Genomic DNA, 25,842 nt, shown 5'->3' on the forward strand with positions numbered 1-25,842 from the left:
CTCAGTCGTCCTGTTGTAGAGGGCAGCAGCAAAGTTGAGTCGGGTCCGCTCAAGTCATTTGACAACGAGATCGGCACCGGGCAACCTAGCGTGGTAGAAGCAGGCCGGTCGTGCCCGCGGGGGACCGCGGCCGGAGCACCTACGGCAAACACCAACGACGGAGGACGAGAGACATGGCACGTGCGGTCGGCATCGACCTCGGGACGACCAACTCGGTCGTCGCGATTCTGGAGGGCGGCGAGCCCACCGTTATCGCCAACGCGGAGGGGTCGCGGACCACGCCGTCCGTCGTCGCCTTCGCCAAGAACGGCGAGGTTCTCGTCGGTGAGGTCGCCAAGCGCCAGGCCGTGACCAACGTCGACCGCACCATCAGGTCGGTCAAGCGTGAGATGGGCACGGACTGGAAGACCAAGATCGACGACAAGGAGTTCACTCCTCAGCAGGTCAGCGCGTTCGTGCTGCAGAAGCTGAAGAGGGACGCCGAGGCCTACCTGGGGGAGAAGGTCACCGACGCGGTCATCACCGTCCCGGCGTACTTCTCCGACCACCAGCGTCAGGCCACCAAGGAGGCCGGGCAGATCGCGGGGCTGAACGTCCTGCGCATCATCAACGAGCCGACCTCGGCGGCCCTGGCCTACCACCTGGAGAAGGAGAACGAGGCCACGATCCTGGTGTTCGACCTCGGCGGCGGCACGTTCGACGTGTCCCTCCTCGAGGTCGGCGACGGCGTGGTCGAGGTCAAGGCGACCTCCGGCGACAACCACCTCGGCGGCGACGACTGGGACATGAAGGTCGTCGACTGGCTGGTGGAGAAGTTCAAGAACGCCAACGGCGTCGACCTGTCCAAGGACAAGATGGCGCTGCAGCGGCTGCGCGAGGCCGGTGAGAAGGCCAAGATCGAGCTGTCGTCCAGCACCGAGACGCAGATCAACCTGCCCTACATCACCGCGTCCAGCGAGGGCCCGCTGCACCTGGACGAGAAGCTGACGCGCGCCGAGTTCCAGCGCCTGACAGTCGACCTGCTCGAGCGGACCAAGGCGCCGTTCCACAACGTCCTCAAGGACGCCGGCATCGGCGTGAGCGGCATCGACCAGGTCGTCCTGGTGGGCGGCTCGACCCGTATGCCCGCCGTGAGCGAGCTGGTCAAGGAGCTGACCGGGGGCAAGGAGCCCAACAAGGGCGTCAACCCCGACGAGGTCGTCGCGATCGGCGCGTCCCTCCAGGCCGGTGTGCTCAAGGGCGAGGTCAAGGACGTCCTGCTGCTGGACGTGACCCCGCTGAGCCTGGGCATCGAGACCAAGGGCGGCATCTTCACCAAGATCATCGAGCGGAACACCACGATCCCGACCAAGCGGTCGGAGACGTTCACCACCGCCGACGACAACCAGCCGTCCGTGGAGATCCAGGTCTTCCAGGGCGAGCGCGAGATCGCCGCCTACAACAAGAAGCTGGGCACCTTCCAGCTGACCGGGCTGCCCCCGGCGCCGCGCGGCGTGCCGCAGATCGAGGTCACCTTCGACATCGACGCCAACGGCATCGTCAACGTCAGCGCCAAGGACCAGGGCACCGGCCGCGAGCAGTCGATGGTCATCACGGGCGGGTCGGCCCTGCCCAAGGACGACATCGAGAAGATGATGCGCGAGGCCGAGGACTACGCCGAGGAGGACCGCAAGCGCAAGGAGGAGGCCGAGGTACGCAACCAGGCCGACACGCTGGCGTACTCCACGGAGAAGTTCCTGCGGGAGAACGACGAGAAGGTCCCCGCGGAGATGAAGTCCGAGATCCAGGACGCCGTCGCCGAGGTCAAGAAGGCCCTCGAGGGCACCGACGTCGAGGCCATCAAGACCAGCGCCGAGAAGCTCGGCCAGGTCAGCCAGAAGATGGGCGCGGCGATGTACGCCCAGAACGCCGAGGCCGGGCAGACCCCAGGGGCCGACGGTGACGCGGGCCCGACGGCCGAGGCGCAGGACCCGCAGGACGACGAGGTCGTCGACGCCGAGATCGTGGACGACGACAAGCCCAAGGGTGGTGCCGCGTGACGAACCCTCCCAAGGGCGAGGGCGAGGAGCGCGAGGCCCCGGTGATCCGCGACAGGCGGCGCATCGACCCGGAGACGGGCCAGGTCCGGGAGCAGGCCGCCGCGCCCGCTCCCGAGGCCCCGGCCGAGTCGCCGGGCGGCGAGGAGGTCGAGTCGCTCAAGAAGCAGCTCGCCGAGCGCACGGCCGATCTGCAACGGCTCAAGGCGGAGTACGACAACTACCGCAAGCGGGTCGACCGCGACCGGATCGCGGTCCGGGAGCAGGCCCTCGGCACCGTCCTGAACGAGATCCTTCCGGTGCTCGACGACATCGGCAGGGCCCGCGACCACGACGAGCTCACCGGCGGTTTCAAGTCGGTGGCCGAGGCGCTGGAGGCGGCCACCGGCAAGCTCGGCCTCGAACGCTTCGGCGAGAAGGGCGAGCCGTTCGACCCGGTGGTGCACGAGGCGCTCATGCACGGGTACTCGGCGGACGTGACCGAGACCAGCGTGGGCGACGTGCTCCAGCCCGGGTACCGCATCGGGGAGCGGATCCTGCGGCCCGCGCGGGTCGCGGTGTTCGAGCCCGAGTCCGGGACGTCCGAGCCCGAACCAGAGTGAACCGATCCGTGCGGCCCCGCCCAGACGGGGCCGGGGCCGCACGGGGCACGTACGACATGACGCACAGGGGACGAGTAGAAGGCGGGGCGCCGTGAGCACCAAGGACTACCTGGAGAAGGACTACTACAAGGTCCTCGGTGTCTCGAAGACGGCCACGCAGGAAGAGATCAAGAAGTCCTACCGCAAGCTGGCCCGGCAGTACCACCCGGACGCCAACAAGGGCGACGCCGACTCCGAGGAGAAGTTCAAGGAGGTCTCCGAGGCGTACGACGTCCTGTCCGACGACAAGCGCCGCAAGGAGTACGACGCCATGCGGTCGATGCCGGGCGCGTTCCGGGGTCAGCAGGGCGGCGGGTTCGGCGGGTTCGACCTGGGTGACCTCTTCGGGCAGCCGGGGGCGGGCACCGGGCCGGGCGGCGGTGCCGGTGAACGTATAGGAGATCTGTTCGGCGGCCTGTTCAACCGGGGCACGGGCGGCACGCGCACCACGGGCCGCCGCCCGCAGCGCGGCGCCGACGTCGAGACCGACGTGACGCTGCCGTTCGGCCGGGCGATGAACGGCGTGACAGTCCCGATCAAGCTGACCAGCGAGGCGGCGTGCAAGAGCTGCCAGGGCACCGGCGCCAGGGCCGGGACGATGCCGCGGGTGTGCCCGCGCTGCGAGGGCACCCGGTTCGAGACCCGCAACCTGGGCAACTTCGGTTTCCAGGAGCCGTGCAAGGAGTGCCGGGGACGCGGCCTGGTGGTCGACGACCCGTGCCCGACGTGCAAGGGCAGCGGGCGCGCGACCGGCACCCGCACCATCCAGGCCCGCATTCCGGCGGGCGTCGCCGACGGCCAGAAGATCCGCCTGAAGGGCAAGGGCGCCCCGGGTGAGAACTCCGGCCCGAACGGCGATCTGTACGTGAACATCAAGGTGCGTCCGCACAAGGTGTTCGGCCGCACCGGCGACAACCTGACGCTGACCGTCCCGGTGACGTTCCCGGAGGCGGCGCTGGGGTCGGAGATCAAGGTGCCGACCTTCCAAGGGCCGCCGGTGACGCTGCGGCTGCCCGAGGGCACGCCCAACGGGCGCACGTTCCGGGTCAAGGGCCGCGGCGCGCCGCGCCGCGACGGCACCAAGGGCGATCTGCTGGTCTCGGTCGACGTCCAGATCCCGCAGAAGCTCGACGACCAGACGCGCGAGGCCCTGGAGCGCCTGCGCGACGCGGGCGGCGGCGACGACCTGCGCAGCGAGCTGCTCCAGCAGGCCAGAGAGGAGTAGGCGGCATGGGCGAGCGGGCGCGCGGCGGCCGGGCTCCCGTTCGCCGCCGAGCGGAGGCGAGGCAATGAACACACCCTTCGGCGACGACACTCCGGTCTATGTGATCTCGGTGGCGGCGCAGCTGTCGGGTCTGCATCCGCAGACCTTGCGGACCTACGACCGGATGGGGCTGGTCTCACCCGGTCGGACGGCGGGCCGGGGCCGCCGCTATTCGATGCGCGACATCGTGATGCTCCGGGAGATCCAGCGGCTCTCCCAGGAGGAGGGCATCAACCTGTCGGGCATCAAGCACATTCTCGAGCTCCAGCGCGACAACGTGGCGCTCCGCGAGGAGCTGGCCAAGGCGCACGCGCTGATCGACGAGCTGGCCAACGAACTGGAGTCGACCCGCGCGGTCGCGGCGCGGCTGGCTCAGCACCGGCGGCACGGTGAGTCCGGTGGCACTCCGGGCTCTGACCTGGTGCCGATCCGCAGCACCAGCGTCGTGGTGTGGCACGAGCGCAACCGGGGGGAGTAGGGCATGGACTACAAGCTGACGCAGAAGAGCCAGGAGGCGGTCTCGGTCGCGGCGCGCCGTGCCGTGGCCGAAGGCCATCCGCAGGTCGAGCCGCAGCATCTGCTGGTGGCGCTGATCGGCCAGGCCGAGGGGACGGCGGTGCCGCTGCTGGAGGCCGTCGGGGCCGACTGGAAGGCCGTGCGCAAGCGCGCCGAGGAGCAGCTGGCCGCGCTGCCGAAGGCCGCGGGGTCGACGATGTCGTCGCCGCAGGTGTCGCGGCAGCTCTACGTGGCGATGAACACCGCGGCCAACCGGGCCGAGCAGTTGGAGGACGAGTACGTCTCGACCGAACACCTGCTGGTGGGCCTGGCGGCCGACGGCGGGCCGGTCGCGGGGCTGCTGAAGGAGTTCGGCGCGACGCCGCAGGCGCTGCTGGACGCGTTCGAGAAGGTGCGCGGCCACGCGCGGGTGACCAGCGAGAACCCCGAAGAGACCTACCAGGCGCTGGAGAAGTACGGCGTCGACCTGACCGCGTCGGCGCGCGAGGGCAAGCTCGACCCGGTGATCGGCCGCGACACCGAGATCCGCCGGGTGGTGCAGGTGCTGTCGCGGCGGACCAAGAACAACCCGGTCCTGATCGGGGAGCCGGGCGTCGGCAAGACGGCCGTGGTCGAGGGGCTGGCGCAGCGCATCGTGGCGGGCGACGTGCCCGAGTCGCTGCGCGGCAAGACGCTGGTCTCGCTCGATCTGAGCGCGATGGTCGCGGGCGCGAAGTACCGGGGCGAGTTCGAGGAGCGGCTGAAGGCCGTCCTGAACGAGATCAAGCAGAGCGAGGGACGCATCGTCACGTTCATCGACGAGCTGCACACCGTCGTGGGGGCGGGCGCGGCCGAGGGGTCGATGGACGCGGGCAACATGCTCAAGCCGATGCTGGCCCGCGGCGAGCTGCGCATGATCGGCGCGACCACGCTGGACGAGTACCGCGAGCGCATCGAGAAGGACGCCGCGCTGGAGCGCCGCTTCCAGCAGGTGCTGGTGGGCGAGCCGTCGGTGGAGGACACCGTGGCGATCCTGCGCGGGCTCAAGGGCCGGTACGAGGCGCACCACAAGGTGCAGATCAACGACTCGGCGCTGGTGGCGGCGGCGACGCTGTCCGACCGGTACATCACGGCCAGGTTCCTGCCCGACAAGGCCATCGACCTGGTGGACGAGGCCGCCTCGCGGCTGCGGATGGAGATCGACTCGCGTCCGGTCGAGATCGACGAGCTGCAGCGCGCGGTCGACCGGCTGCGCATGGAGGAGATGGCGCTGGTCAAGGAGACCGACGAGGCGTCCAGGCAGCGCCTTGAGCGGCTCCGCAAGGACCTGGCCGACCGCAACGAGCAGCTCACCTCGCTGGTCGGACGCTGGGAGCAGGAGAAGGCGGGCCTGAACCGGGTCGGCGAGATCAAGGAGCGCATCGACCAGCTGCGCGGCGAGGCCGAGCGCGCCCAGCGCGACGGCGATCTGGAGACCTCGGCCCGCCTCACCTACGGCGAGATCCCCGAGCTGGAGAAGCAGCTCGAGGCGGCGTCGCAGGAGACCGAGCACCGCGAGGCGATGGTCAAGGAGGAGGTCGGCCCGGACGACGTCGCCGACGTGGTCGCGTCGTGGACCGGCATCCCGTCCGGCCGTCTGATGGAGGGCGAGACGGCCAAGCTGCTGCGCATGGAGGACGAGCTGGGCCGGCGCCTGATCGGCCAGGGCGCCGCCGTCCAGGCGGTGTCGGACGCCGTCCGCCGCGCCCGCGCGGGCGTGGCCGACCCCGACCGCCCGACCGGCTCGTTCCTGTTCCTGGGCCCGACCGGGGTGGGGAAGACCGAGCTGGCCAAGGCGCTGGCGGAGTTCCTGTTCGACGACGAGCGCGCCATCACCCGCATCGACATGAGCGAGTACGCCGAGAAGCACAGCGTCGCCCGCCTGGTCGGCGCGCCTCCCGGGTACGTCGGCTACGAGGAGGGCGGCCAGCTCACCGAGGCCGTCCGCCGCCGCCCGTACTCGGTCGTCCTGCTGGACGAGGTCGAGAAGGCCCATCCGGAGATCTTCGACGTCCTGCTCCAGGTGCTGGACGACGGGCGGCTGACCGACGGCCAGGGCCGCACGGTCGACTTCCGCAACACGATCCTGATCCTGACCTCGAACATCGGCTCGCAGTTCCTCGTCGACCCGGCGCTGGAGAACGGCGCCAAGCGCGAGGCGGTCATGAACTCCGTCCGCGCCCAGTTCAAGCCGGAGTTCCTCAACCGGCTCGACGACGTGATCCTGTTCGACGCGCTCACGACCGACGAGCTGACCCGCATCGTCGACCTCCAGGTCGAGCGGCTGGCCCGCCGTCTGGCCGACCGGCAACTGGAGCTGACCGTCACCGACGCCGCCCGCGAGTGGCTGGCGATGACCGGCTTCGACCCGCTCTACGGCGCCCGCCCGCTGCGCCGCCTGGTCCAAACGGCGATCGGCGACAAACTGGCCCGCGAACTGCTGTCCGGCGAGATCCGCGACGGCGACGAGGTCGTCGTCGACCTAGACGAACCCGCCGACGCCCTGACCGTCACCCCAGCCAAGCCCCCAACCCTCACCAAGTAACCCCAAGCCGGGGCCCACCCGGGCCCCCGGGCATCACCTCACCAGATGATCGCAGGCTGAACCCCACCCGGCCCCCGGGCGTCCCTCACCAGGTGACCACGCCGGGTCCACCCGGGCCCCGGGCGTCCCCTCACCAGATGATCGCAGGCTGGACCCCACCCGGGCCCCCCGGGCGTCCCTCATCAGGTGACCTCGCCGGGTCCACCCGGGACCCGGGCGTCCCCTCACCCAGTGATCGCAGGCTGGGGGCTCACCTGGGCCCCCGGGCGCCCCCTCACCAAGCAACCGCAGGCCGGGCCGCACCCGGGACCCGGCCTCATCGGACCCGTGGGCGGTGGCGAGTCGGGAGCCTGGCGCTCAGCGGTTGGCGTGCGAAGAGGACTCCACACCGCCGAGGCGGTCTGCCGGGTTCGAGGGGTGGACGAGCGCGCCGAGGGCGGTGACGGCCGCCAGGACGCCCGCGATGACCAGCCGGTGCCGCGTACGTCCCCGGCGAACCTGCGGGTGTGCTTCGCGAACGGCGGCCATGTCGTCTCCTTTGCGGTGTCTTCCGGATGCTTCGACTCTAGAAGCGCCAAGGCCCGCCCACACGGGAGATGCCCACCTTCCCGAGGTAGGGACAACCCCCCTCTCACCCCGGGGTGACACCCGACCTTGGCGGCGTCCGGAGGCTCAGTTCGGTTCGGCGGAGTCGGACGTCGCCGAACAGGGATGCTGGCGGCGGACGCGGACCTCGAGGTTGTCGTGCCACACGCGATGCAGCACCAGGTCGCTCACCAACGCGCCGCAGGCCGCGCACTCCTGCGCCGCCTGAGGAGCCGGACCAGGCGCGTCCCCCGCTCTCGCCGAGATTGAGGCGGCGGGCATTTCCTGAGGGGGTGGAGGCTTTTCCCGCTTGCCGACCGGCGTCTCCATTGTGGTGCCGAGCGGGTCGCGGTGCTCACGGACGCGGACCCAGGTGCGTTTCCAGTGTTCCTCCACGTCGTGGGGACTCACGCCGAAGACCAGCAGAAGGCCGCGGACGAGCTCCCATTTAGGCAGGGCCTTGCCGGCGAACGCACGTTGGATCGTCGCTTCCGAGACGGCGAACCGCCGACCACCCTCATGTTCGTTGATCAGTTGTTCGCACAAATCGGGGTACGAGACGTCGCCGGCGCGGCGGCGTGCCCGGCGCAACTCAAGGGCGAATTCGGCGACCATGTGCTTGTAGGGATCATCGTGCGGGGGCGAGGTCATGACCTGCGCTCGCCCTGGTCCGCGGAGGTCGGCACGACGGGCCTGCGCAGGCTGATGACGCGGCGAACGCTCTCGACGGCGATGAAAAGCGTGAAGTCCACCGCGAGGGCGGCTTTCCACAGGTCGTATCCGAAGACCACCATCACGACGATGTCTCCGGCCAGGACGGCGACGAACAGGCCGAGCAGCAGCCCGAGCTCTCTTGAGCGTGGGGGGACGGCCACATCTGTGTCCGCTTTGTATGGGACCACGGAAATGATCTCCTATGAGGGTTGTTGTGGCGCCCCGAGACCCGTCCAAATGGTCTCAGGACGCCACTTCTTGGGTTGGCCCAGGCATAGGGGCGAGGGGTGAAAGACGTCAGGGAGCACACCGTCGTTTGCAGACTGACGGGGTGCTCCCCGGGTCAACGGCGTACACCACTCGACCCAACTGATTGCAAATCTATCCTGCCCGTGACCAGGATCTCTAACAAGAGCATTCAGCGTGAAGAGCAACATCACACAGACGTCGAATCCGATTCCATCCGAGATGGAGCATCTCAGCCTGACTGCGGGTTCAGGCTTGATACACTGCGCGACTCTTTCTGAAATCGGGCAAAAGGGAAGTGAGATCTATTGTGGAACAAACGGAAAAAGGCTGGATGGTACGCGGTTCAACCATGCTCATTGTGAGCCGTACAAAATGGGCGGCCCCTCGCTGCAACGAGGAGCCGCCCGGTTACCTGACGCTCGCCTGGACCAACAGACAGAGCCCTCGGTAGGAGGAGTCGGCTCTGAGGTGCCACTCCCCACTGGAGTTGGTCGTCTTGGCGGTTGGACCGTCAAACGACAACGGAGAACATGGTGCGAAGTTTCGGGGCACGAGACCAGCACTTGGGTGAGACTTCGGGCTGCCTTAAGGTAATTGATTGGTTGTGATTGGCCATGATTGGCAGGCTCATGGATTTGTGGCGACTCTGGAGGGGCAGCGCTTTTCTAGATCCTTCCATAAAGACAATCTTCAGTGATCGGGCTGCCGTCCATATATCGCACTCGTATCGCTGGCGGGAACCATGGTTATGAACGTCATTTGAAAATGCTCCACAAGAACGTTTTCGAAGCAGCACCGTTTCGTGGGTGACTGTGGACGGGTGAGGGCGTACTTCGGGGTGCTGGATCGACCTCAAGGGCCGCAAGGGCGGCGTTCTCGTCTCCTCGGTTACCTTGTGTCGCGCATCGGGCCGTCCGCGCTCCGCGCGGTGTCCGGGGTGGGGGCGGGTGGCCGCGCCCCGTCCGGGATGGGCTTGCGGGGGTCGGGAAACAGTGTCTAGAGTATTCGGTATCCGAGAGATATGGTTTCTCGTGGATACGGAAGCTGATCACCGAACAGGAGCGGCGCCATGCGCATCGTCATCAGTCAGTTCATGAGCTTGGACGGCGTCGTTCAGGGCCCCGGCGGCCCCGACGAGGACACCGACGGCGGCTTCACCAACGGTGGCTGGACGCACCCGTTCTTCGACCCCGAGTCGGTCGGCGGATTCCTCGCCGAGGGCATGGCCACCACCGATGCCTTCCTGTACGGGCGGAAGAACTGGCAGGGGATGGCGGCCGTCTGGCCGAACGTCACCGACGACCCCTTCGCCGAGACGATGAACTCCATGCGCAAGTACGTGGTGTCCTCGACGCTGTCCCAGGATGACCTGACGTGGAACAACTCCCACCTCATCCCCGGCGACAAGGCCATGGCCACCATCCGCGGGCTGCGCGAGACCGAGGGCGGCGACCTGGGGATGATGGGCAGCCCCACGCTCGCGCGCGCCCTGTTCGAGGAGGGCCTGGTCGACGAGCTCCGGCTCCTGGTCATGCCGGTGATCCTCGGGGGCGGCAAGACGATCTACCCCTCCGACGGTGTGCTGCGCACCTTCGAGCACGTCTCCTCGTCCGTCAGCCCGGCGGGCGTGAGCCTCGTCGTCTACCGTCCGGCCGCCGGCGCCTAGGTGAGATGACCATGGACCTGCACGCGAGCGCATGGCCCGATACGGGCGTAGACGTGCCGAGTGAGGGCGGCAGCCACCATGAGGCGCACACCCACGGCCGGTACGAGGCGACCCCGCCCTCGCCCGGCGCCCACGACCACTCCGTGCCGTCGCCGCGTGCGGAGGTCCGTCCCCCGAGTGTGTGCGGCCTGATCGTCTGCTGCTGGGCGGGGCGGCTGAGGTGGTGCGCGTCCTGCACGGCCGGATGATCCGGTCCCCCGCGGACGGCCCCCCGCGGGCGAGGACGGCTCGGCCGGAGTCGGGGCGGACGGGTTCCTCAGGCACCGGCTGATGCCGGCGCCTCAGGCCGATGCCACCGGCGTGATGTGGCTGTGGACGCACAGCCAGCGGCCGTCCCGGTGGACGAAGACGTCCGTGGTCCATTCGTCGGCGTCGAACCGCTGTCCCCGGTAGTGCGCGGTGTTGGTCACCCGCGCGGTGAGGACGGCGGTGCCGTCGTGGAAGCGGACGAGCGGCTCCCCGACGGTGTCCATGGCCGAGTGGGTGAGGTCCCCGGAGGCGATCATGGCCAGGAAGTCCGGCTTGGACGCCACCCCCGACTCCGAGACGATCACCCAGTCGTCGGTCATGAAGTCACCGATACGAGCGGCGTCGTTCGAAACGATCGCGGCCGCCCAGGCCCGCGAGACGGCGACCACCTCGGCGCGAGGCGCCGTTTCCGCGTCCTGCCCCATGGAGCCCAGCGTAGACGGTGTCGGTAAAGTTCCCTAACACTCCCTATCTGCACTATGTTAGGGAGCGATGAGGGAGAAACTGTACTCGGTCGAGGAGGTGGCAGACCTTCTTGGGCTGCATGTGCGTACCGTCCGGGGCTACATCCGGTCGGGGCGGCTCGCGGCGACGCGGATCGGCAAGCAGTACCGGATCGCCGCCGCCGACCTCCAGGCGCTGACCGGACGGGCCGAGCCTCACGCCGTGTCGATGGAGGTGTCGAGCATCGTGCAGGTGGACGGGGTCGACCGCGCCACCGCCGACCGGCTCGGGACGCTCGTGCTCGGCGCGGCGAACACCGGCCATGACCTCGCGCACCCGCTGCGGGTGCAGGTCGTCCACGACGGGGAGCGGAACCGGATGAAGATCGTGATTCTGGGCGGTGCCGCCGCCACGGCCGAGTTGCTGAGCCTGCTTGAGAGCTTCATCGACGGCGGTCTCTTCGGATCGGGGGGCGACGATGCCTGACGTCGTGCAGGAGCGGGCGGGTGTTTCGGTGCTGGTGTGCGACCCGGACGGGCCGCGCGTGGCGTCCACGCAGGACGCGCTCGACCTGATCGGCGCGTCCTTCGGAACCGAGCTGGTCGCCGTGCCCGTGGACCGGCTGGACGAACGGTTCTTCACCCTGAGCACCCGCGTCGCGGGCGAGATCATGCAGAAGTTCGTCAACTACCGGGTGCGGCTGGCCGTCGTCGGCGACATCTCCGCGCACCTGGCCGCGAGTTCGGCGCTGCGTGCTCTCGTCCGCGAGTCGAACGCGGCGGGCCACGTCTGGTTCGTCCCCGACCTCGACGCGCTCGACGCCCGCCTCCGACCGATGAACGCCGGTTCGTAGCGGCGGTCATGTGGCGTGCCTCCACCCCGGATCGGCGCTTTCGGGGCCCCGGCGTCGTGTTCTCATGGGGATTCTTCGCGTGGGGCGCGGTCAGCCGAGCGCGGTGAGGAGTTCGTCGCGGCCGCCGACGCCGGCCTTGGCGTAGATCGCCTTGAGGTGGTCGTTGATGGTGTGCAGTGAGAGGTCGAGGTGGCGGGCGATCTGCTTGGGCGCCATCGCCTTGCGCAGGTGGGCGAGGATCTGGCTTTCGCGAGGGGTGATCTGGTACCAGTCGCAGAAGGCCGGGAGGAGTTGCTCACCCGCGGCGGGCTGGATGATGATCGCGATGTCTCCGCTGCCGTCGTCCAGCGGTTCGGCCTGGACGGCCGTCCATCGGCCGAAGCTGGCGGCGGGCGCCACCACCAGCGGGCGGGTGGCGCGCGGTTCGTGGGCGTGCCGGAGCGCCTTGCCGGCCAGGTAGACCAGGAACGGCTCGACGATCCATTCCCGGTCGGGCAGCGGGGCCCGGATCAGCTGCAGCCAGGTGCGGGCGTGCCGGGTGGTCGCGCGGATGGCGTGGGCGTCGTTGACGATGAGCGTCCCGGCCGGTGGTGCCGCGACGCCCGGTACCAGCGCGGCGGAGGTGACGTGGGCGCGCAGGACCGCCATCAGTGCCGGCGCCAAGGACGCGACCCGGGTCAGGTCCGCATCGTCGAACGGCCGTCCGCCCTGGGCGCGCAGCAGGCCCAGCGTGCCCCAGACACCGCGGGCATCGCGCAACACCAGCCGCAGCTCGCTGCCCACCCCGTGGGCGGCCAGCCGTCGCTGGGCCCGACGGTCGCGTGGTCGGTCGCCGGCTCCCAGCACGCCCGCGGGCACCGGCCCGCGGAGCAGGTCGGGCACGGAGAGGGGGTTGGTGCCGGCGAAGAAGTTGTGCAGCCAGGCCCGGCCCAGGTCGGACTCCAGCCCGTGCCAGAAGCTGAACGAGGCCAGCCTGGCCGCCGGGTTGGCGCCCACCAGCCGCGCCGCGTCGTGCGCCACGAGGGGCGCCAGCGCCCGCGAGATCACCTCGCCCAGCTCGGCCACGCCGGCTCCCCGGTGCGCCTGCGCGCACAGATCCCGCGCCATCTGGTCCACGCTCGCCCGATCCAGGCCCCCGGCCATCGCAAACCCCACCGCCTTCTGGGACGACTCCTTCACTCTCCGTAGCATGAACCCCGCGTGGCCCGCCCCGCCATCCGGGTAATCCCTGACCCTGGTGTCCGGTCACGGTCACCCGCCCTGTCAGGCGAGGTGGTGCAGGACCTGGGTGAGGGTGGTGAGGGTCGCCGGATAGGTGTGGAGGGCGGGACGGGCGTAGCCGATGATGATGCCCTGCGGGTGGTCGGGGCTCTGGTCGTGCCAGCGGTCGCCGAGGTGGCCGAGGGCCAGGTCGTGGGCGGCGGCGGCCCGCAGGACGTCGTGTTCGGTGGGGCCGCCGGGTGGCAGGTCGAGCAGGCACTGGAGCCCGGCGGCGACGCCGCGTACGCGCAGGCCGGACGGTTCGAGGGCGGCCAGGAGCTGGTCGCGGCGGCGCTGGTAGCGCAGCCGGGACGCCCGGATGTGGCGGTCGTAGGCGTGGGTGGTGATGAAGTCGGCCAGCGTGAGCTGGCTGAGGGTCTCGGTGTGGCGGTCGCTGAGCCATTTGGCCTCCATGACCGGCTCCAGCAGGTGCGGCGGCAGCACCATCCAGGCCAGGCGGAGGGCGGGGCCCAGGGTCTTGGACGCCGTGCCGAGGTAGACGACGTGATCGGGGGCGGTGCCCTGGACGGCGCCGATCGGCTGCCGGTCGTAGCGGAACTCCCCGTCGTAGTCGTTCTCGATGACCACGCCGCCGCTGTCGCGCGCCCAGGCGATCAGGGCCCGGCGGCGGTCGGGATGGAGCGGGTGGCCGGTGGGGTACTGGTGGGCGGCGGTCACCTCGACGGCGGTGACGGTCGCGTCGAGCAGGTCGGTGCGGGCGCCGCGCTCGTCCACGGGCAGCGGGACGACCGCGGCGCCCGCGCGGTGGACGATGTCGCGATGGGTGCCGACGCCCGGGTTCTCCAGGGCGACCGTGCCGCCGATCGCGCTGGCGAGCAGGGTGAGCGCCTGGGGGTAGCCGTTGGTGACGACGATCAGGTCGGGGTGGGTGAGGACGCCGCGGACGCGGCCGAGGTAGTCGGCCAGGGCGGTGCGCAGTTCGACGCGTCCGCGCGGGTCGGCGTAGCCGAAGGCGTCGGCGGGTGCCGCGGTGAGCGCGCGGCGGGCCGACCGGAGCCAGCGAGCGCGGGGGAACGCCGAGACGTCGGGGCTGCCCGGACGCAGGTCGTGGCGGGGCGGAACCAGGTTCCAGCGGGCCTGCGGTGCGGCGGGGAGCCGTCCGGGCAGCGGGGCCACGATCGTGCCCGAGCCTTGGCGCGCGGTCAGGTAGCCCTCGGCGATGAGCTGGTCGTAGGCGGCGCGGATCGTCCCGCGCGACAGGCCGAGATCGGTGGCGAGGGCCCGGCTGGCGGGCAGCCGGGTGCCGGGTGCGAGCCGTCCGGTTCGCACGGCCGAGCGCAGCGCGTGCTCCAGCGCCGCCCGGCGCCCACCGGCCGGGTCGAGCTCGAGATGCAGGTCGACGCCGAGATTGGGCCACTTTTCCGGCATAGAGCTGGATCATAACAACGGCCCAATCGTTGCGTAGCGTCCCCGGCGTGACGACTCGATGGATCATCAGGCTGCTGGCGTCGGTGAGCGCGCTGACGATCGCCAACCTGTACTACTGCCAACCGCTGCTGCCCGAGATCTCGCGGTCATACGGGGACGACGCCACGGTGGGCCTCCTGCCGGGTGCCGGGCAGCTCGGCTATCTGCTGGCTTTGGTGCTGGTCGTCCCGCTGGGCGACATCGTGCGGCGCCGGACGCTGGTGCGCCTGCTGCTGTGCGCCGACGCGGCGGCGCTGGCGGTCACGGCCGTCGCGCCGACCGCCGGTGTCCTGCTCGCGGCCACCGTGGTCGTCGGGGTGGCCAGCGCCGGGGTGGTGAACGTGCTCGTGTCGTACGCCGCGACCCTCGCCGGCCCCGGGGAGCGCGCGCTCGCGGTCGCGACGATGCTGACCGGGGGGCTGATCGGCATCCTGCTGTCGCGGACGCTCGCGGGCCTGGTCGCCGATCTGGCCGGGTGGCGTGCGCTGTTCGCCTTCGCCGCGCTGATCGCCGTCCTGCTGGCGGCCCTGGTGTCGAGGGTCGTGGCATCGGCGCCGCCCGAGGTGGCGATCGGGTACGCCCGGCAGCTCAGGGCGACGGCGCGGCTGGCGGTGCGCGAGCCGGTGCTCCGGCGGCGCGCGTTCATCGGCGCCTGTGCCTTCGCGGCCTTCAGCGTCTTCTGGGCGACCGTCGCGTTCCGGCTGGCGGCGCCCCCGCATCGTTTCGGCGAGGCGCAGATCGGCCTGTTCGCGCTGGTCGGGCTGGCGGGCGCGCTGGCCGCCCAGATGGCCGGACGCGCGGCCGGACGAGGACGGCAACGACTTCTGACCGCCCTCCTGCTCGTCCTGGGCGCGGTGTCGTTCGGCGCGATCGGGCAGGGCGGCGAGCAGCTGATCTGGCTGGTCGTGGGCCTGCTGGCGATGGACGCGGCGGTCCACGGCACGCATCTGCTGAACCTGAACGTGGTCTACGGGCTGGTCGACGGGGCCCGGTCCCGGGTCGCCTCGGCGTACATGACCGTCTACACGCTCGGCGGTGTGATCGGGGCCGTCGCCGGTACCGCCGCCTATCGCACCGGTGACTGGGGGGCCGTCTGCGTCCTGGGCGCGGCGTTCATGCTCGCCGGGCTCGTCCTGGCGGTGCGCGGCGATCGACCGGGGCCGGAGCCGGATTCCGCCGGTCCGCACACGGTGTCCGATCGCCGGTTCGTCCCACCCGGACTCGGCCGGTTGGGCGGATGATCCGGTCGACTTGAGGAACCGTACGTTCCACAAGGGTCTCTAGCCTCGAAAGCATGGACGCCATCGAGTTCGAAGACGCCGCCCAGTGGGACGCCTGGCTGGCCGCCAACCACGACCGCCGCACCGAGATCTGGCTGAAGATCCCCAAGAAGGGTTCGGGCCTGACCTCGCTCACCATCACCGAGGCACTGGACGGCGCGCTGTGCTGGGGCTGGATCGACAGCCACCGCCGGGGCCTGGACGGGACGCACTTCCTCCAGCGCTACTCGCCCCGCCGCGCCAAGAGCCCGTGGTCCAAGGTCAACGTCGCCAAGGTCGAGGCCCTCGCGGCGGCGAACCGGCTGCGCGCTCCCGGCCTGGCCGCCATCGCCGCGGCCAAGGCCGACGGCCGCTGGTACGCGAACACGACCCGACCGGCCGCCGGGCGTGAATAATCGCGGACGATGTGTCGGATCGGGGCGTCGGCGTTCGTGGAAGAGGTGAGCGGCCGCCCGGAGAAGGGATCCGCGATCATGAAGCCGACGTCCATGACGGGAGATGATCTTTAGATGCAGTATCTGGTTTCCGTGATCGATGACAAGAGCAATCCCGGCAGCACCGACCGGCTGCCCGCTATCAGCGCGTTCAACGAACGGCTGATCGCCGAGGGCCACTGGGTCTTCGCGGGCGGGCTCGCCGACACCACCACGGCCAAGGTCATCGACAACCGGGGCGAGCAGGCGGTGTTCAGCGACGGGCCCTTCGTGGAGTCGAAGGAGTACCTCGCGGGCGTCTGGGTGTGGGAGGCCCCCGACCTGGATGTGGCGCTCAAGCTCGCCGCCGAGGCGTCGAAGGTCTGCGATCGCAAGATCGAGGTGCGGCCGTTCCAATGAGCGCGGTGGACGTCCAGGAGGCGATCACCCGAGCCCACCACGGGGAGTGGGCGCGGGTCGTCGCCGCTCTGACCAGGAGGTTCGGTGACCTCGACATCGCCGAGGAGGCGGCGGCCGAGGCGTTCGCGACCGCCGTCGAGCGGTGGACGGCCGACGGCGTGCCGCCCAACCCCGGCGGCTGGCTGACCACCACCGCCAACCGCAGGGCGATCGACCGGATCCGCCGCGAGAGCAAGCGCGACGACAAGCACAAGGAGGCTCGGATGGTGTACGACGACGACCCGCCCGAGCCTCTCGGCGCCATCGACGACGAGCGGCTCCGGCTGATCTTCACCTGCTGCCACCCGGCGCTGGCGACGCAGACCCGCGTCGCGCTGACGCTGCGCATGGTCGGCGGTCTGACCGTGCCCGAGATCGCCCGCGCCTTCCTGGTGCAGGAGAGCGCCGTGGGGCAGCGGATCACCCGCGCCAAGGCCAAGATCAAGTCGGCCGGAATCCCCTATCGGGTGCCCGCCGCGGAGGATCTCCCGGCACGCGTGTCCGGCGTCCTGGCCGTCCTGTACCTGGTGTTCAACGAGGGGTACCTGGCGACCGGCCCCGACACCGATCCCGTACGTCACGATCTGACGGCCGAGGCGATCCGGCTCACCCGCCTGATCCGCGTCCTCCTGCCGGACGACGGTGAGGTGGCCGGGCTGCTGGCGCTGATGCTCCTCACCGAGGCCCGCCGCACCGCCCGGGTCTCGGCCCGCGGCGAGCTGGTCACGCTCAACGAGCAGGACCGCGGGGCCTGGGACGCGGCGATGATCGTCGAGGGCCATCGGCTGGTGCGCGAGCGCCTGGCCACCGGAATGGCCCCGGGCCGCTACCAGATCCTCGCCGCGATCAACGCGGTGCACACCTCCGCCCGCGACGCCCGCGACACCGACTGGTCCCAGATCGCCGCCCTCTACGACCAGCTCGTCCGCCTCGACCCGTCCCCGATCGTCGCCCTCAACCGGGCCATCGCGGTCGCCGAGCTCGACGGACCGGACGTGGCGCTGGCCGCCGTCGACCGTCTCGTGGACGACCTGGACGGCTACCACGCCTACCACGCCACCCGCGCCGACCTGCTGCGCCGCCTGGGCCGCAGCCAGGAGTCACGCGCGGCCTACGACAGGGCCATCGCGCTCGCGGGCAACACCGCCGAGACCGCCTACCTGACCCGCCGCCGCGACCAACTCGCCATCGAATGACGCGGAGTAGCCGTTCTGACCTGAGTTCTGGCCGGGGCCCGGCGCGGGCCCCGGCCTCGGAGCGGTCAGTGGGAGAGGCGCTTCCAGAATTCGTACTTGTGCGCCTTGGCGAAGTCGGTGGGCTTGATGCCGTGCGGGCCGGAGGCCAGGGCCTGGACGGACGGCCAGGGCTTCCAGGCCGGGGCCCCGCCGGAGTTGGGGTCGCCGGTGCGGGCGAAGGACGTCCAGTAGCCGATCATCCGGTGCGAAAGGCGGCGCTGTGCGGGGTCGAGGGATTCGGAGAAGGCGGGCTCCAGCAGGTAGGCGAGCTCTCCGGTGTGGAAGGCGCCCATCGGGAAGCTCGGCCGCTTGAGGTTCTTGAACCAGGGCACCGTGTTCTCGGCGAACTCGTAGGAGTACGTCGGAACCCACTTGCCGAAGGCCCTGCCGGTGTCGACGGCGGCGCGCGACCACTCGTGATCGGTCAGGACGGCGCCGAGCGCCAGGCTCGGCGAGTCGTAACCGCGGTATCGCGCGAGGACGGCGGGCGCGTTCTTGCCGTAGGCCTCCTTGATGTGGGCCCTGTAGGCCCGGCGCGTGAGCGGCTTCTTGCCGCCGAGCTCGATGCCCCACACGCGGAGCCGCTCCTCGTCGCGGGTGGTCCCGAACAGCACCGGGACGCGGTTGAACCGTCCGGACGCGAGGGCCTCCTTGGGATGCAGGGGCAGGACGCGGTCGCCGAACAGCGGGCCGAGGCGTCCGAACCCGGGGTTGCCGGGGACGGTCCCGGCGGCCTTGAGCAGGTCGGCGACCTTCTGGCGGCGCAGGCACGCGGCGTCGCCGCAACCGAGCTTGGACGCCAGTTCGGCCCCGTACTTCTCGGCGGACTCCCGGGTGCGGTGCTCGGCGTTCTCGCAGGGGCTGCTCTGCATGATCGCGCGGTGGAACAACCCGCCCGATCCGGGGGAGATCAGATGCCCGCAGATGCTGTGTCCTCCGGCGGATTCGCCGAACAGGGTGACGTTGCGGCTGTCGCCGCCGAAGGCCCCGATGTTCGTCCGGACCCACCGAAGCGCGGCCTGCTGGTCCTCGATTCCGAGGTTGCCCGCGTCGGGGAGCGAACGGTGCGCGAGGAAACCGAAGGCGCTCAGCCGGTAATCGATCGAAACCACGACCACGCCGCCACGCGCGGCCAGGGCGCGCGCCCCGTAATTGATGGCGCTGTCGAAGGCGAAGTCGCCGCCATGGATCCACACCATCACCGGCAGCTTCCCGCCCGTTGGGTTCGCGGGCGTGGTGACGTTGAGCCGCAGACAGTCTTCGCTCGTGCTCGGCGTGCTCATCGGCGTCCCCTCGGGCTGGGGGCACGCCTTGCCGGGCTTGGTGGCGTCGAGGGTCGTGGTCCACGGAGCCGCCGCCTGCGGCGCACGCCAACGCAGCGCCCCCACGGGCGGAGCCGCGTAGGGAATCCCCTGGAAGACGCGGTGGTCCTTGGCGACCGTGCCGCGCACCCGCCCCTTGTCGGTAGAGACGACCGAGCCATCCGTGCTCGCCTGAGCAGCCCCACCGGTCAACACACCCGAACCCGCCGCGATGATCGCCCCCACCACCGCGATGCGCGCTGCTTTCCCGTTCGTGGACATCAGATTTCCGCCTCCCGTTAGCGTTCTTCGATGTCCACGACGCTATTGATCGCCGAAGCGCCGATCAGTGGGGCGAAGGTGCGCATGGGGGTGGAGAAAAGCCCACTCTTCTAGCGCTCCCGGGGCCAGGCGGGCAGCTCGAACCAGATCACCTTGCCCTTGTTCTCGGTCAGATGGACGCCATGGTCGGCGGCGACCATGCCGACCATGAACAGGCCCCACCCCGACTCGCGCAGCTCGCCCGGACGCTCACGCGGGCACGGCAGCTCCCGGCTCGGATCGTGCACCTCCACCAGCAGCCGATCTCCGTCCCGCATCAGCGAGAACACCAGCTCGGTGCCGGGCTGGTTCGCCCCGACATGGACGACGCCGTTCGTCACGACCTCCGACGCCAGCAGCTCGGCGTCGTCCGCCGCGACCCGGTCGGCCCCGTGCAGCCGCAGCATGTCCCGGATCTGATGCCGCGCCACCTCCACCGCCTCCGGCCGCGCGGGCAGCCGCGCGCTGAACAGCACCCTCCCGGACGGCCTGGACAGCTCCCCGCGATCGCGACGCATGATCCCCGTCCCACCCGCTTCATACACCGGGCACTCCCTCCGGCTCCGGTCGGTTTCCAAATCCGTCCTCAGCCTGACCGGCCCGGACTACCGTGGGTACGCGCTTCACCACATGCCCAACAACCTTGAAGACAGCCGCCCGGTCTTGAAGGTCGTTGAACCCCCCGAAGGTAGGGAGCGATATGACCGACCCATACAGCCCCAAAGCCATATGGGGCCGCGAACTCCGCTTCTGCCGCGAGGCCGCCGGGCTCACCCAGCTCCAGCTCGCCGAACTCATCAAGTTCAGCCACTCGCTCATCAGCGGCATCGAGAACGGCCACGTCCCAGCCGTCCCAGACTTCGCCAAGGCATGCGACGCCGTCTTCGGCACCGACGGTCACTTCCTTCGAACACTCGACTACCGCAAGTCCAAGGTCGAGCGTTATCCGCCATGGTTCGGCGAGTGGCCCATCATCGAGACCAAGTCCAATGTCCTTCGTACCTTCCAACTCGCTGTCATCGACGGTCTCCTCCAAACACCTGCTTACGCCGCGGACCTCCTCGGCGGAAACGAGGACGCGATCGCGGCACGGCTGGATCGACAGCATGTCCTCACTCGGCAGGACCCTCCGCCCATCAAACTTCGCTTCGTCATGGACGAGGCTGTCCTGCACCGCCCGTTCGGGGATGCTCAGGTCATGAACGAGCAACTCCACCATGTCGTGCAGGCTGCGTCATCTGATCGAGTCAGCGTTCAGGTTCTTCCGTTCGGCTTCCACCATGGCGTTCAAGGATCTTTCGTCCTTGCCTCTCTCGGTGCAGGTAAGGGCGAGGTAGCGTACGTGGAAACGGCCCTCCGAGGTCAGATCACCCGAAACTCTGAGGACCTCGAAAACCTCAATGACGTCTGGGAGACCATCCGGACCCACTCCCTTCCGGAACGCGACTCCCTCGAACTCATAAGAAGGACGGCGGAAGATCGATGGACTTGACCGGTGCCATCTGGCGCAAGAGCAGCCGTAGCGGGTCCAACGGCGGCCAATGCATCGAAGTAGCGGCGTGGCGTAAGAGCAGCCGTAGCAGCTCCAACGGTGGGCAGTGTGTTGAAGTTGCGCCGCTTGGTGGGGTTGTGGCGGTGCGGGACTCCAAGGATCCTGATGGTCCTAAGCTGGCGATCAGCCAGGATGCGTGGCGGGCGTTCACCGCTCGGATCAGGGACGACGCCTGAGGAACGATCTAGACAGGACTGGTATGGACTTCAAGCTTGAGCTCGCCTTCGTGCCCGTGTCCGACGTGGACAAGGCGATCGCCTTCTACACCGAGAAGGCCGGATTCAACCTCGACCACGACCACAAGGTCAGCGATGAGCTGCGCTTCGTGCAGCTGACCCCGCCCGGGTCGGCGTGCTCGATCGCGATTGGCAAGGGGATGATCGAGGCTACGCCGGGCACGAGCCCCGGCTTGCAGCTCGTCGTGGACGACATCGAGGCGGCCAAGGCGGAACTCGACGGGCGTGGGCTGGAGGTCGGCGAGGTCGAGCGCGGGCCGGGTGGCGCCTTCCTGTACTTCAGTGACCCGGACGGGAACCGCTGGTCGGTGCAGGACACCTCGGGCTGACAAACCTAGGAGTCAGCGGCGGCCGCGCGCGATGATCCACCTGATCAGCCGGACCCAGAGAACGGTTGACAGCGTCAGCAGCACGACCAGGCTGACGATCATCATGAACGCGGCGCCGCTGTAGAGCGGGTTCCGGTCGGCGCCGTTGATGATGTGCGGGCTGGGCTCCTCCCAGCCCGACACGATGATGCCGAGGTACCAGGCAGCGGGAAAGCAAAGGATCACCGTCGAGCCCCACCCGATGACCACGGCCGCGGTCGTGATGAGCTTTCGGGCTGGGGTGCGCCAGGACGTCCGCTCCTCCATGGCGCCGACGCTGTCAAACGGCCATGCCAGCCGCAACCCTTCGGTGGCGCACCGGGACGTGGCGCTCCCGGCCATCCGCCGCCTGGCGACGGCGACGACCGGCACCCCGTGGCCCTGATCCGGCATTGATACACCATGAGGAAAATCAACCCATGGACGCGGGCGCTCCCCGTGAGGTGGACGAGCCGGACGACCTGTTCGTGCGGCGCGTCTGGTACGGCCTGGTCACCGAGCTGACGTCGGTCGACGAGCTGATGCTGCGCGACGGCGGTTACGACCTGGCCTCGGGCAAGTCCGTCGCGCGCGGCCCCGACGGTCGCCGCGGACCCCGGCATCACCTGTCACGGTGGCGACTTCAACGCCCAGTTCAACCCGGGTGTGACGTTCAAGAAGCAGACCATCCAGATCCAGGCCCACGGCGATCTCGGCGACTGCGACTCCCCGTCGAACCCGAAGATCACCGGCGGTGTCTTCCGTCTCGTCGGCTCGGGCACCGGCAACTGCACCGGCCCGTTCGCGGTCGGGCACGGAAAGCTCACCATCAGCTGGAGCGATGGCACCTCCTCGACGATCTCGCAGACTGGTATCCGTATCGACGCGCACACCTGGAGCCTGGATGGAGGTGTGGTGAGCGAGGGGCCGTTCAGGTCGCAGACCTCCAGCGTCACCGGCCGTTCCACCGGCTCGCTCATCGAATGGGGCGAACGGTGCATCACCAGCGGCGTGACCACCTACACCGGCGCGACGGAATCCTTCAGCATCGGGTCCACCTGATCGGGCAGCGTCCGCGCCGCGCCACCGCCGCAGCGGCGGCGCCAGGGGCCCCAATCGCGGCGCCCCCACCGCTGCGCGGGCGAGGAGGCTCGACCACTTCGGCCAGCCGGCCGCTCGGGTCCCGATCTCGGCTGGGTTCGCGTGGGGTCGGAGCGCGACCGCCGCGACGCCTCGGGTGGATGCGCGTCGCTCGGGGCGCGGCCGCCGCGACCTCTCGGGCAGATGCGCGTCGCTCGGGGCGGCCGCCGCGACGCCTCGGGTGGATGCGCGTCGCTCGGGGCGGCCGCCGTCAGCCCTCCGGCCATGCATTCGGCACGGTCGGAGGGGGCGCGGTTCGGGGTCAGCGGTGGGGGGTCAGGGCGTCCACGCCGGTGAGGGCTCGGCCGATGATGAGTTTCTGCATCTGGCTGGTGCCCTCGTAGAGGGTGAGGACGCGGGCGTCGCGGACGTACTTTCCGACCGGGGTCTCGTCGGTGTAGCCGTAGCCCCCGAAGACCTGGAGGGCGTTGTTGGCGACCTTCACGGCGGTCTCGCTGGCGTGGTACTTGGCCATGGAGGCCGCCGTGGTGAGCTGGTCGCGGGGCGCCGCGCGGTCGACCAGGCAGGCCGCGCGCCAGGTGAGGAGGCGGGCCGCCTCGATCTCCACGGCCGAGTCGGCGAGCAGCTCCTGGACGAGCTGGAAGGCGGCGATGGGACGGCCGAACTGCTCGCGTTCGCCCGCGTAGCGGACGGCGGCGTCCAGCGCGCCCTGGGCGAGGCCGACGGCCCCGGCGGCGACCGAGATGCGGCCCTTGGTGAGCGCGGCCAGGGCGATCCCAAGACCCTTGCCGGGGTTGCCGAGACGGGCCGAGTCGGGGACGCGGACGTCCTCCAGTACGAGTTCGGCGGTGGCCTGGCCGCGCAGGCCGAGCTTCCCGTGAATCGTGTTCGCCGTGAAACCGGGGGTGTCGGTCGGCACGAGGAACGCGGTGATGCCCTCGTCCGACCGGACGAAGACCAGCGCGACCTCGGCCCAGGTGCCGTTGGTGATGAACATCTTCTGGGTGTTCAGCACCCAGCCGTCGCCGTCGCGGTCGGCGCGGCCGGTGAGGGAGGCGGCGTCCGAGCCGGTCTCGGGCTCGGTGAGCGCGAAGCAGCCGAGGGCCTCGCCCGCGACCAGGCGGGGGAGCCAGCGCTCCTTCTGCTCCTCGGTGCCGTAGTTGGCGATGGAGCGGGCGACCAGGCCGAGCGAGACCGAGACGATGCCCCGGACGGAGGAGTCGCCGCGTCCCAGCTCCTCGATGACCATCGCGTAGCTGAGGGTGTCGGCGGGGGTGCCGCCGTACGCCTCGGGCATGCCGAGGCCGAGGAAGCCCAGGTCGCCCAGGCGGGTGACGATGCCCTGGTCGACCTCCTCGCGGCGGTCCCACTCGCGGGTGTGGGGGACGATCTCGGCGTTGACGAAGTCGGCCGCGAGCTTCTTGAAGGCCTTCTGGGTCTCGTTGGGTTCCAGGTCCATCAGTAAAGGTCTCCAGGGGCGGTGCCGGGGGCGGTGAGGGACAGGTTCAGCTCGGCGCGCTCGATGAGCCACTGGCTGGGCCGGTAGCGGGGGTCTCCGGTGGTGTCGTGGAGGCCGTAGAGGATCTGCAGCACGGTGGCGGGGTCGGCGTGGTCGCCCCATTCGAGCGGGCCCCGGGGGTAGCCGAGCGCGAGCCGGACGGCGGTGTCGATGTCGGCCGGACGGGCCAGGCGCTGCTCGGCGATCGCGCAGCCCACGTTGATGATCGAGCCGAGGAGCCGCTGGGCGATCGAGCCGGGGGCGTCGCGGACGACGGTGACGGGACGTCCGGTCGCGGCGAGGGCGGCCAGCACGGCCCGTCCGGCGGCCGGGTCGACGGCGGGGTGGACGGCGAGGGTGAGGCGGGAGGCGAAGCCGCCGAGGGGGTCGACGCCGAGGGTCCGTTCGAGGGGAATGCCGTGCGCCCCGGCGTAGCTGGCGGCGCTGATGCCGAAGGGGGCCACCAGGATGACGGCGGTGTCGGAGGGGAAGGCGCCCTGCTCGACCTGGGCGCCGCCCTCGGCCAGCAGTGCGCCGAGCGCGGCGCGGATGCCGGGCTCGGTGTCGTCCACCCAGATCGGGTGCGGCTCGGCGGTGGGGGGCTCGGGCTCGGGGTCCTCCTGCTTGACGCCGTCCACGTAGCGGTAGAAGCCCTCGCCGGTCTTGCGTCCGAGCAGGCCGGCGTCCAGACGCGACCGGGTGATGCGCGAGGGGCGCAGGCGCGGCTCGGTGTGGAAGCCCGACCAGATGATCTCCAGGACGGGGTGGGAGACGTCCAGCCCGGTGAGGTCCATCAGCTCGAACGGGCCCATCCTCAGGCCGAGGACGTCACGGGCGACGCGGTCGATGTCGGCGGGCTCGGCGATGCCCTCGGACAGGATCTGCAGGGCCTCGGTGGGCAGGCCGCGCCCGGCGTGGTTGACCAGGAAACCGGGGGTGTCGGGGGCGGTGACGGGCTCGTGGCCCAGGCGCCGCACCAGGTCGGACAGGGCGCCGGTGATCCAGGGGGCGGTGCGGGCGCCCGGGATCACCTCGACCAGCCGCATCAGCGGCACCGGGTTGAAGAAGTGCAGCCCGGCCAGGCGGGACGGGTCGTCCAGCGCGGTGGCGATGGAGGTCACCGACAGCGAGCTGGTGTTGGTGGCCAGGACGGTGCCGTCCGGGCAGACCTTCTCCAGCGCCGCGAACAGCTCCCGTTTGGTCGTGAGGTCCTCGCGGACGGCCTCGATCACCAGGTCGCAGCCCGTCGCGGGCGCGAGCGGGTCGGCGATCGGGCGGAGCCTGGCCCGTGCCGCCTCGGCCTCGTCGCCGGTCATGCGGCCCTTGGCGGCCAGACGGCCGAACATGGCGCCGACGTGCTCGATCGCCTCGCCGACGGCCTCGGGGCGCGCGTCGGCCAGCTCGACGTCGAGCCCGCCCGCGGCCGCGAGCTGGGCGATGCCGCGTCCCATCACCCCGGTCCCGATCACCCGGACCGTTCCAGCCCGTTCGGCCCACTGATCCATCGTCATCTCCCTCGATGCGGTGTCGGAAGCATTCAACCCTGCCATTCCAAGATCGGCGCGGGTAGG

Annotated in this window: 28 protein-coding genes; 17 read left to right on the plus strand and 11 right to left on the minus strand. The window is 70.2% G+C overall.

What is annotated here, in order from left to right; all coding sequences use genetic code 11:
* Positions 1-173: 173 nt before the first annotated feature.
* From dnaK to clpB, 5 genes are all read left to right on the plus strand, one after another.
* The gene (dnaK, locus tag ACQPY4_RS01540; protein WP_433331579.1) at positions 174-2,039 is read left to right on the plus strand and encodes a molecular chaperone DnaK; all 1,866 of its coding nucleotides are present in this window, start codon (positions 174-176) and stop codon (positions 2,037-2,039) included.
* The gene (gene grpE, locus ACQPY4_RS01545) at positions 2,036-2,638 is read left to right on the plus strand and encodes a nucleotide exchange factor GrpE (RefSeq protein WP_433331581.1); all 603 of its coding nucleotides are present in this window, start codon (positions 2,036-2,038) and stop codon (positions 2,636-2,638) included. Before dnaK ends, grpE begins: the two co-directional genes overlap by 4 nt.
* A 91-nt stretch (positions 2,639-2,729) precedes the next feature.
* Positions 2,730-3,902, plus strand: coding sequence for a molecular chaperone DnaJ (dnaJ, locus tag ACQPY4_RS01550; protein WP_433331583.1), 1,173 nt, complete (start codon positions 2,730-2,732; stop codon positions 3,900-3,902).
* 64 nt (positions 3,903-3,966) lie between these two features.
* On the plus strand, positions 3,967-4,419 hold the full coding sequence (locus ACQPY4_RS01555) for a heat shock protein transcriptional repressor HspR (RefSeq protein WP_433331585.1): 453 nt from the start codon (positions 3,967-3,969) through the stop codon (positions 4,417-4,419).
* 3 nt (positions 4,420-4,422) lie between these two features.
* Positions 4,423-7,020, plus strand: coding sequence for an ATP-dependent chaperone ClpB (gene clpB, locus ACQPY4_RS01560; protein WP_433331587.1), 2,598 nt, complete (start codon positions 4,423-4,425; stop codon positions 7,018-7,020).
* Between the two features lie 357 nt (positions 7,021-7,377).
* Here clpB and ACQPY4_RS01565 read toward each other — a convergent pair whose 3' ends face one another.
* From ACQPY4_RS01565 to ACQPY4_RS01575, 3 genes are all read right to left on the minus strand, one after another.
* The gene (locus ACQPY4_RS01565) at positions 7,378-7,548 is read right to left on the minus strand and encodes a hypothetical protein (protein WP_433331589.1); all 171 of its coding nucleotides are present in this window, start codon (positions 7,546-7,548) and stop codon (positions 7,378-7,380) included.
* Positions 7,549-7,692: 144 nt separating this feature from the next.
* Entirely contained in the window at positions 7,693-8,256 is a 564-nt protein-coding gene (locus ACQPY4_RS01570; protein ID WP_433331591.1) for a helix-turn-helix domain-containing protein, read from the minus strand.
* Positions 8,253-8,480, minus strand: a complete 228-nt coding sequence (locus ACQPY4_RS01575; protein ID WP_433331593.1) for a hypothetical protein — start codon at positions 8,478-8,480, stop codon at positions 8,253-8,255. Before ACQPY4_RS01575 ends, ACQPY4_RS01570 begins: the two co-directional genes overlap by 4 nt.
* 1,157 nt (positions 8,481-9,637) lie before the next feature.
* On the opposite strand from ACQPY4_RS01575, the gene ACQPY4_RS01580 reads away from it, so the two are divergent.
* Both ACQPY4_RS01580 and ACQPY4_RS01585 read left to right on the plus strand, forming a co-directional pair.
* Positions 9,638-10,234 carry a dihydrofolate reductase family protein gene (locus ACQPY4_RS01580; RefSeq protein ID WP_433331595.1) on the plus strand — a complete coding sequence of 199 codons (597 nt, stop codon included), beginning with the start codon at positions 9,638-9,640 and terminating at the stop codon, positions 10,232-10,234.
* Positions 10,235-10,245: 11 nt separating this feature from the next.
* Positions 10,246-10,482 (plus strand): hypothetical protein, encoded by a 237-nt coding sequence (locus tag ACQPY4_RS01585; RefSeq protein WP_433331597.1) that lies wholly within the window; start codon positions 10,246-10,248, stop codon positions 10,480-10,482.
* Between the two features lie 93 nt (positions 10,483-10,575).
* On the opposite strand, the gene ACQPY4_RS01590 is transcribed toward ACQPY4_RS01585, so the two are convergent.
* Positions 10,576-10,968: a nuclear transport factor 2 family protein gene (locus tag ACQPY4_RS01590; protein ID WP_433331599.1), complete on the minus strand. Its 393-nt coding sequence runs from the start codon at positions 10,966-10,968 to the stop codon at positions 10,576-10,578.
* Positions 10,969-11,035: 67 nt separating this feature from the next.
* Between ACQPY4_RS01590 and ACQPY4_RS01595 the strand changes: the two genes are divergently transcribed.
* Together ACQPY4_RS01595 and ACQPY4_RS01600 are read left to right on the plus strand one after the other, a co-directional pair.
* Positions 11,036-11,473, plus strand: a complete 438-nt coding sequence (locus tag ACQPY4_RS01595) for a helix-turn-helix domain-containing protein (RefSeq protein ID WP_433331601.1) — start codon at positions 11,036-11,038, stop codon at positions 11,471-11,473.
* Entirely contained in the window at positions 11,466-11,840 is a 375-nt protein-coding gene (locus ACQPY4_RS01600; RefSeq protein ID WP_433331603.1) for a DUF4180 domain-containing protein, read from the plus strand. Before ACQPY4_RS01595 ends, ACQPY4_RS01600 begins: the two co-directional genes overlap by 8 nt.
* 90 nt (positions 11,841-11,930) lie before the next feature.
* On the opposite strand, the gene ACQPY4_RS01605 is transcribed toward ACQPY4_RS01600, so the two are convergent.
* Both ACQPY4_RS01605 and ACQPY4_RS01610 read right to left on the minus strand, forming a co-directional pair.
* Positions 11,931-13,019 (minus strand): helix-turn-helix transcriptional regulator, encoded by a 1,089-nt coding sequence (locus ACQPY4_RS01605; RefSeq protein ID WP_433331605.1) that lies wholly within the window; start codon positions 13,017-13,019, stop codon positions 11,931-11,933.
* A gap of 84 nt (positions 13,020-13,103) precedes the next feature.
* Complete coding sequence (locus ACQPY4_RS01610) at positions 13,104-14,489, minus strand: PLP-dependent aminotransferase family protein (RefSeq protein WP_433331607.1); 1,386 nt, start codon at positions 14,487-14,489, stop codon at positions 13,104-13,106.
* A gap of 47 nt (positions 14,490-14,536) precedes the next feature.
* Between ACQPY4_RS01610 and ACQPY4_RS01615 the strand changes: the two genes are divergently transcribed.
* From ACQPY4_RS01615 to ACQPY4_RS01630, 4 genes are all read left to right on the plus strand, one after another.
* Positions 14,537-15,769, plus strand: coding sequence for an MFS transporter (locus ACQPY4_RS01615; RefSeq protein WP_433331609.1), 1,233 nt, complete (start codon positions 14,537-14,539; stop codon positions 15,767-15,769).
* A 53-nt stretch (positions 15,770-15,822) separates the two neighbouring features.
* Positions 15,823-16,203, plus strand: a complete 381-nt coding sequence (locus ACQPY4_RS01620; RefSeq protein ID WP_433331611.1) for a YdeI/OmpD-associated family protein — start codon at positions 15,823-15,825, stop codon at positions 16,201-16,203.
* Between the two features lie 114 nt (positions 16,204-16,317).
* Complete coding sequence (locus ACQPY4_RS01625) at positions 16,318-16,641, plus strand: YciI family protein (RefSeq protein WP_433331613.1); 324 nt, start codon at positions 16,318-16,320, stop codon at positions 16,639-16,641.
* Entirely contained in the window at positions 16,638-17,876 is a 1,239-nt protein-coding gene (locus tag ACQPY4_RS01630) for an RNA polymerase sigma factor (protein ID WP_433331615.1), read from the plus strand. Before ACQPY4_RS01625 ends, ACQPY4_RS01630 begins: the two co-directional genes overlap by 4 nt.
* A gap of 65 nt (positions 17,877-17,941) precedes the next feature.
* Here the strand turns inward: ACQPY4_RS01630 and ACQPY4_RS01635 are convergent, their stop codons facing one another.
* Together ACQPY4_RS01635 and ACQPY4_RS01640 are read right to left on the minus strand one after the other, a co-directional pair.
* A complete protein-coding gene (locus ACQPY4_RS01635) occupies positions 17,942-19,498 on the minus strand; it encodes a carboxylesterase/lipase family protein (protein ID WP_433331617.1) in 1,557 nt (518 codons plus the stop codon).
* Positions 19,499-19,608: 110 nt separating this feature from the next.
* A complete protein-coding gene (locus ACQPY4_RS01640) occupies positions 19,609-20,055 on the minus strand; it encodes an ATP-binding protein (protein WP_433331619.1) in 447 nt (148 codons plus the stop codon).
* Between the two features lie 182 nt (positions 20,056-20,237).
* On the opposite strand from ACQPY4_RS01640, the gene ACQPY4_RS01645 reads away from it, so the two are divergent.
* Genes ACQPY4_RS01645 through ACQPY4_RS01655 form a run of 3 tightly spaced genes read left to right on the plus strand, consistent with a single transcriptional unit; the run spans position 20,238 to position 21,654 of the window.
* Complete coding sequence (locus ACQPY4_RS01645; protein ID WP_433331621.1) at positions 20,238-21,029, plus strand: helix-turn-helix domain-containing protein; 792 nt, start codon at positions 20,238-20,240, stop codon at positions 21,027-21,029.
* On the plus strand, positions 21,020-21,265 hold the full coding sequence (locus tag ACQPY4_RS01650) for a DUF397 domain-containing protein (RefSeq protein WP_433331623.1): 246 nt from the start codon (positions 21,020-21,022) through the stop codon (positions 21,263-21,265). Before ACQPY4_RS01645 ends, ACQPY4_RS01650 begins: the two co-directional genes overlap by 10 nt.
* A 23-nt stretch (positions 21,266-21,288) precedes the next feature.
* A complete protein-coding gene (locus ACQPY4_RS01655; protein ID WP_433331625.1) occupies positions 21,289-21,654 on the plus strand; it encodes a VOC family protein in 366 nt (121 codons plus the stop codon).
* Between the two features lie 12 nt (positions 21,655-21,666).
* On the opposite strand, the gene ACQPY4_RS01660 is transcribed toward ACQPY4_RS01655, so the two are convergent.
* Positions 21,667-22,086, minus strand: a complete 420-nt coding sequence (locus ACQPY4_RS01660) for a hypothetical protein (RefSeq protein WP_433331627.1) — start codon at positions 22,084-22,086, stop codon at positions 21,667-21,669.
* A 252-nt stretch (positions 22,087-22,338) separates the two neighbouring features.
* Between ACQPY4_RS01660 and ACQPY4_RS01665 the strand changes: the two genes are divergently transcribed.
* Positions 22,339-22,734 carry a hypothetical protein gene (locus ACQPY4_RS01665; protein WP_433331629.1) on the plus strand — a complete coding sequence of 132 codons (396 nt, stop codon included), beginning with the start codon at positions 22,339-22,341 and terminating at the stop codon, positions 22,732-22,734.
* Positions 22,735-23,074: 340 nt separating this feature from the next.
* On the opposite strand, the gene ACQPY4_RS01670 is transcribed toward ACQPY4_RS01665, so the two are convergent.
* Complete coding sequence (locus tag ACQPY4_RS01670; RefSeq protein WP_433331631.1) at positions 23,075-24,232, minus strand: acyl-CoA dehydrogenase family protein; 1,158 nt, start codon at positions 24,230-24,232, stop codon at positions 23,075-23,077.
* Positions 24,232-25,776, minus strand: coding sequence for a 3-hydroxyacyl-CoA dehydrogenase (locus ACQPY4_RS01675; protein ID WP_433331633.1), 1,545 nt, complete (start codon positions 25,774-25,776; stop codon positions 24,232-24,234). Before ACQPY4_RS01675 ends, ACQPY4_RS01670 begins: the two co-directional genes overlap by 1 nt.
* Positions 25,777-25,842 lie beyond the last annotated feature (66 nt).

Origin of the sequence: Spirillospora sp. CA-294931 (genome assembly GCF_050946795.1) — a bacterium.
Classification (GTDB): Bacteria; Actinomycetota; Actinomycetes; order Streptosporangiales; family Streptosporangiaceae; genus Spirillospora.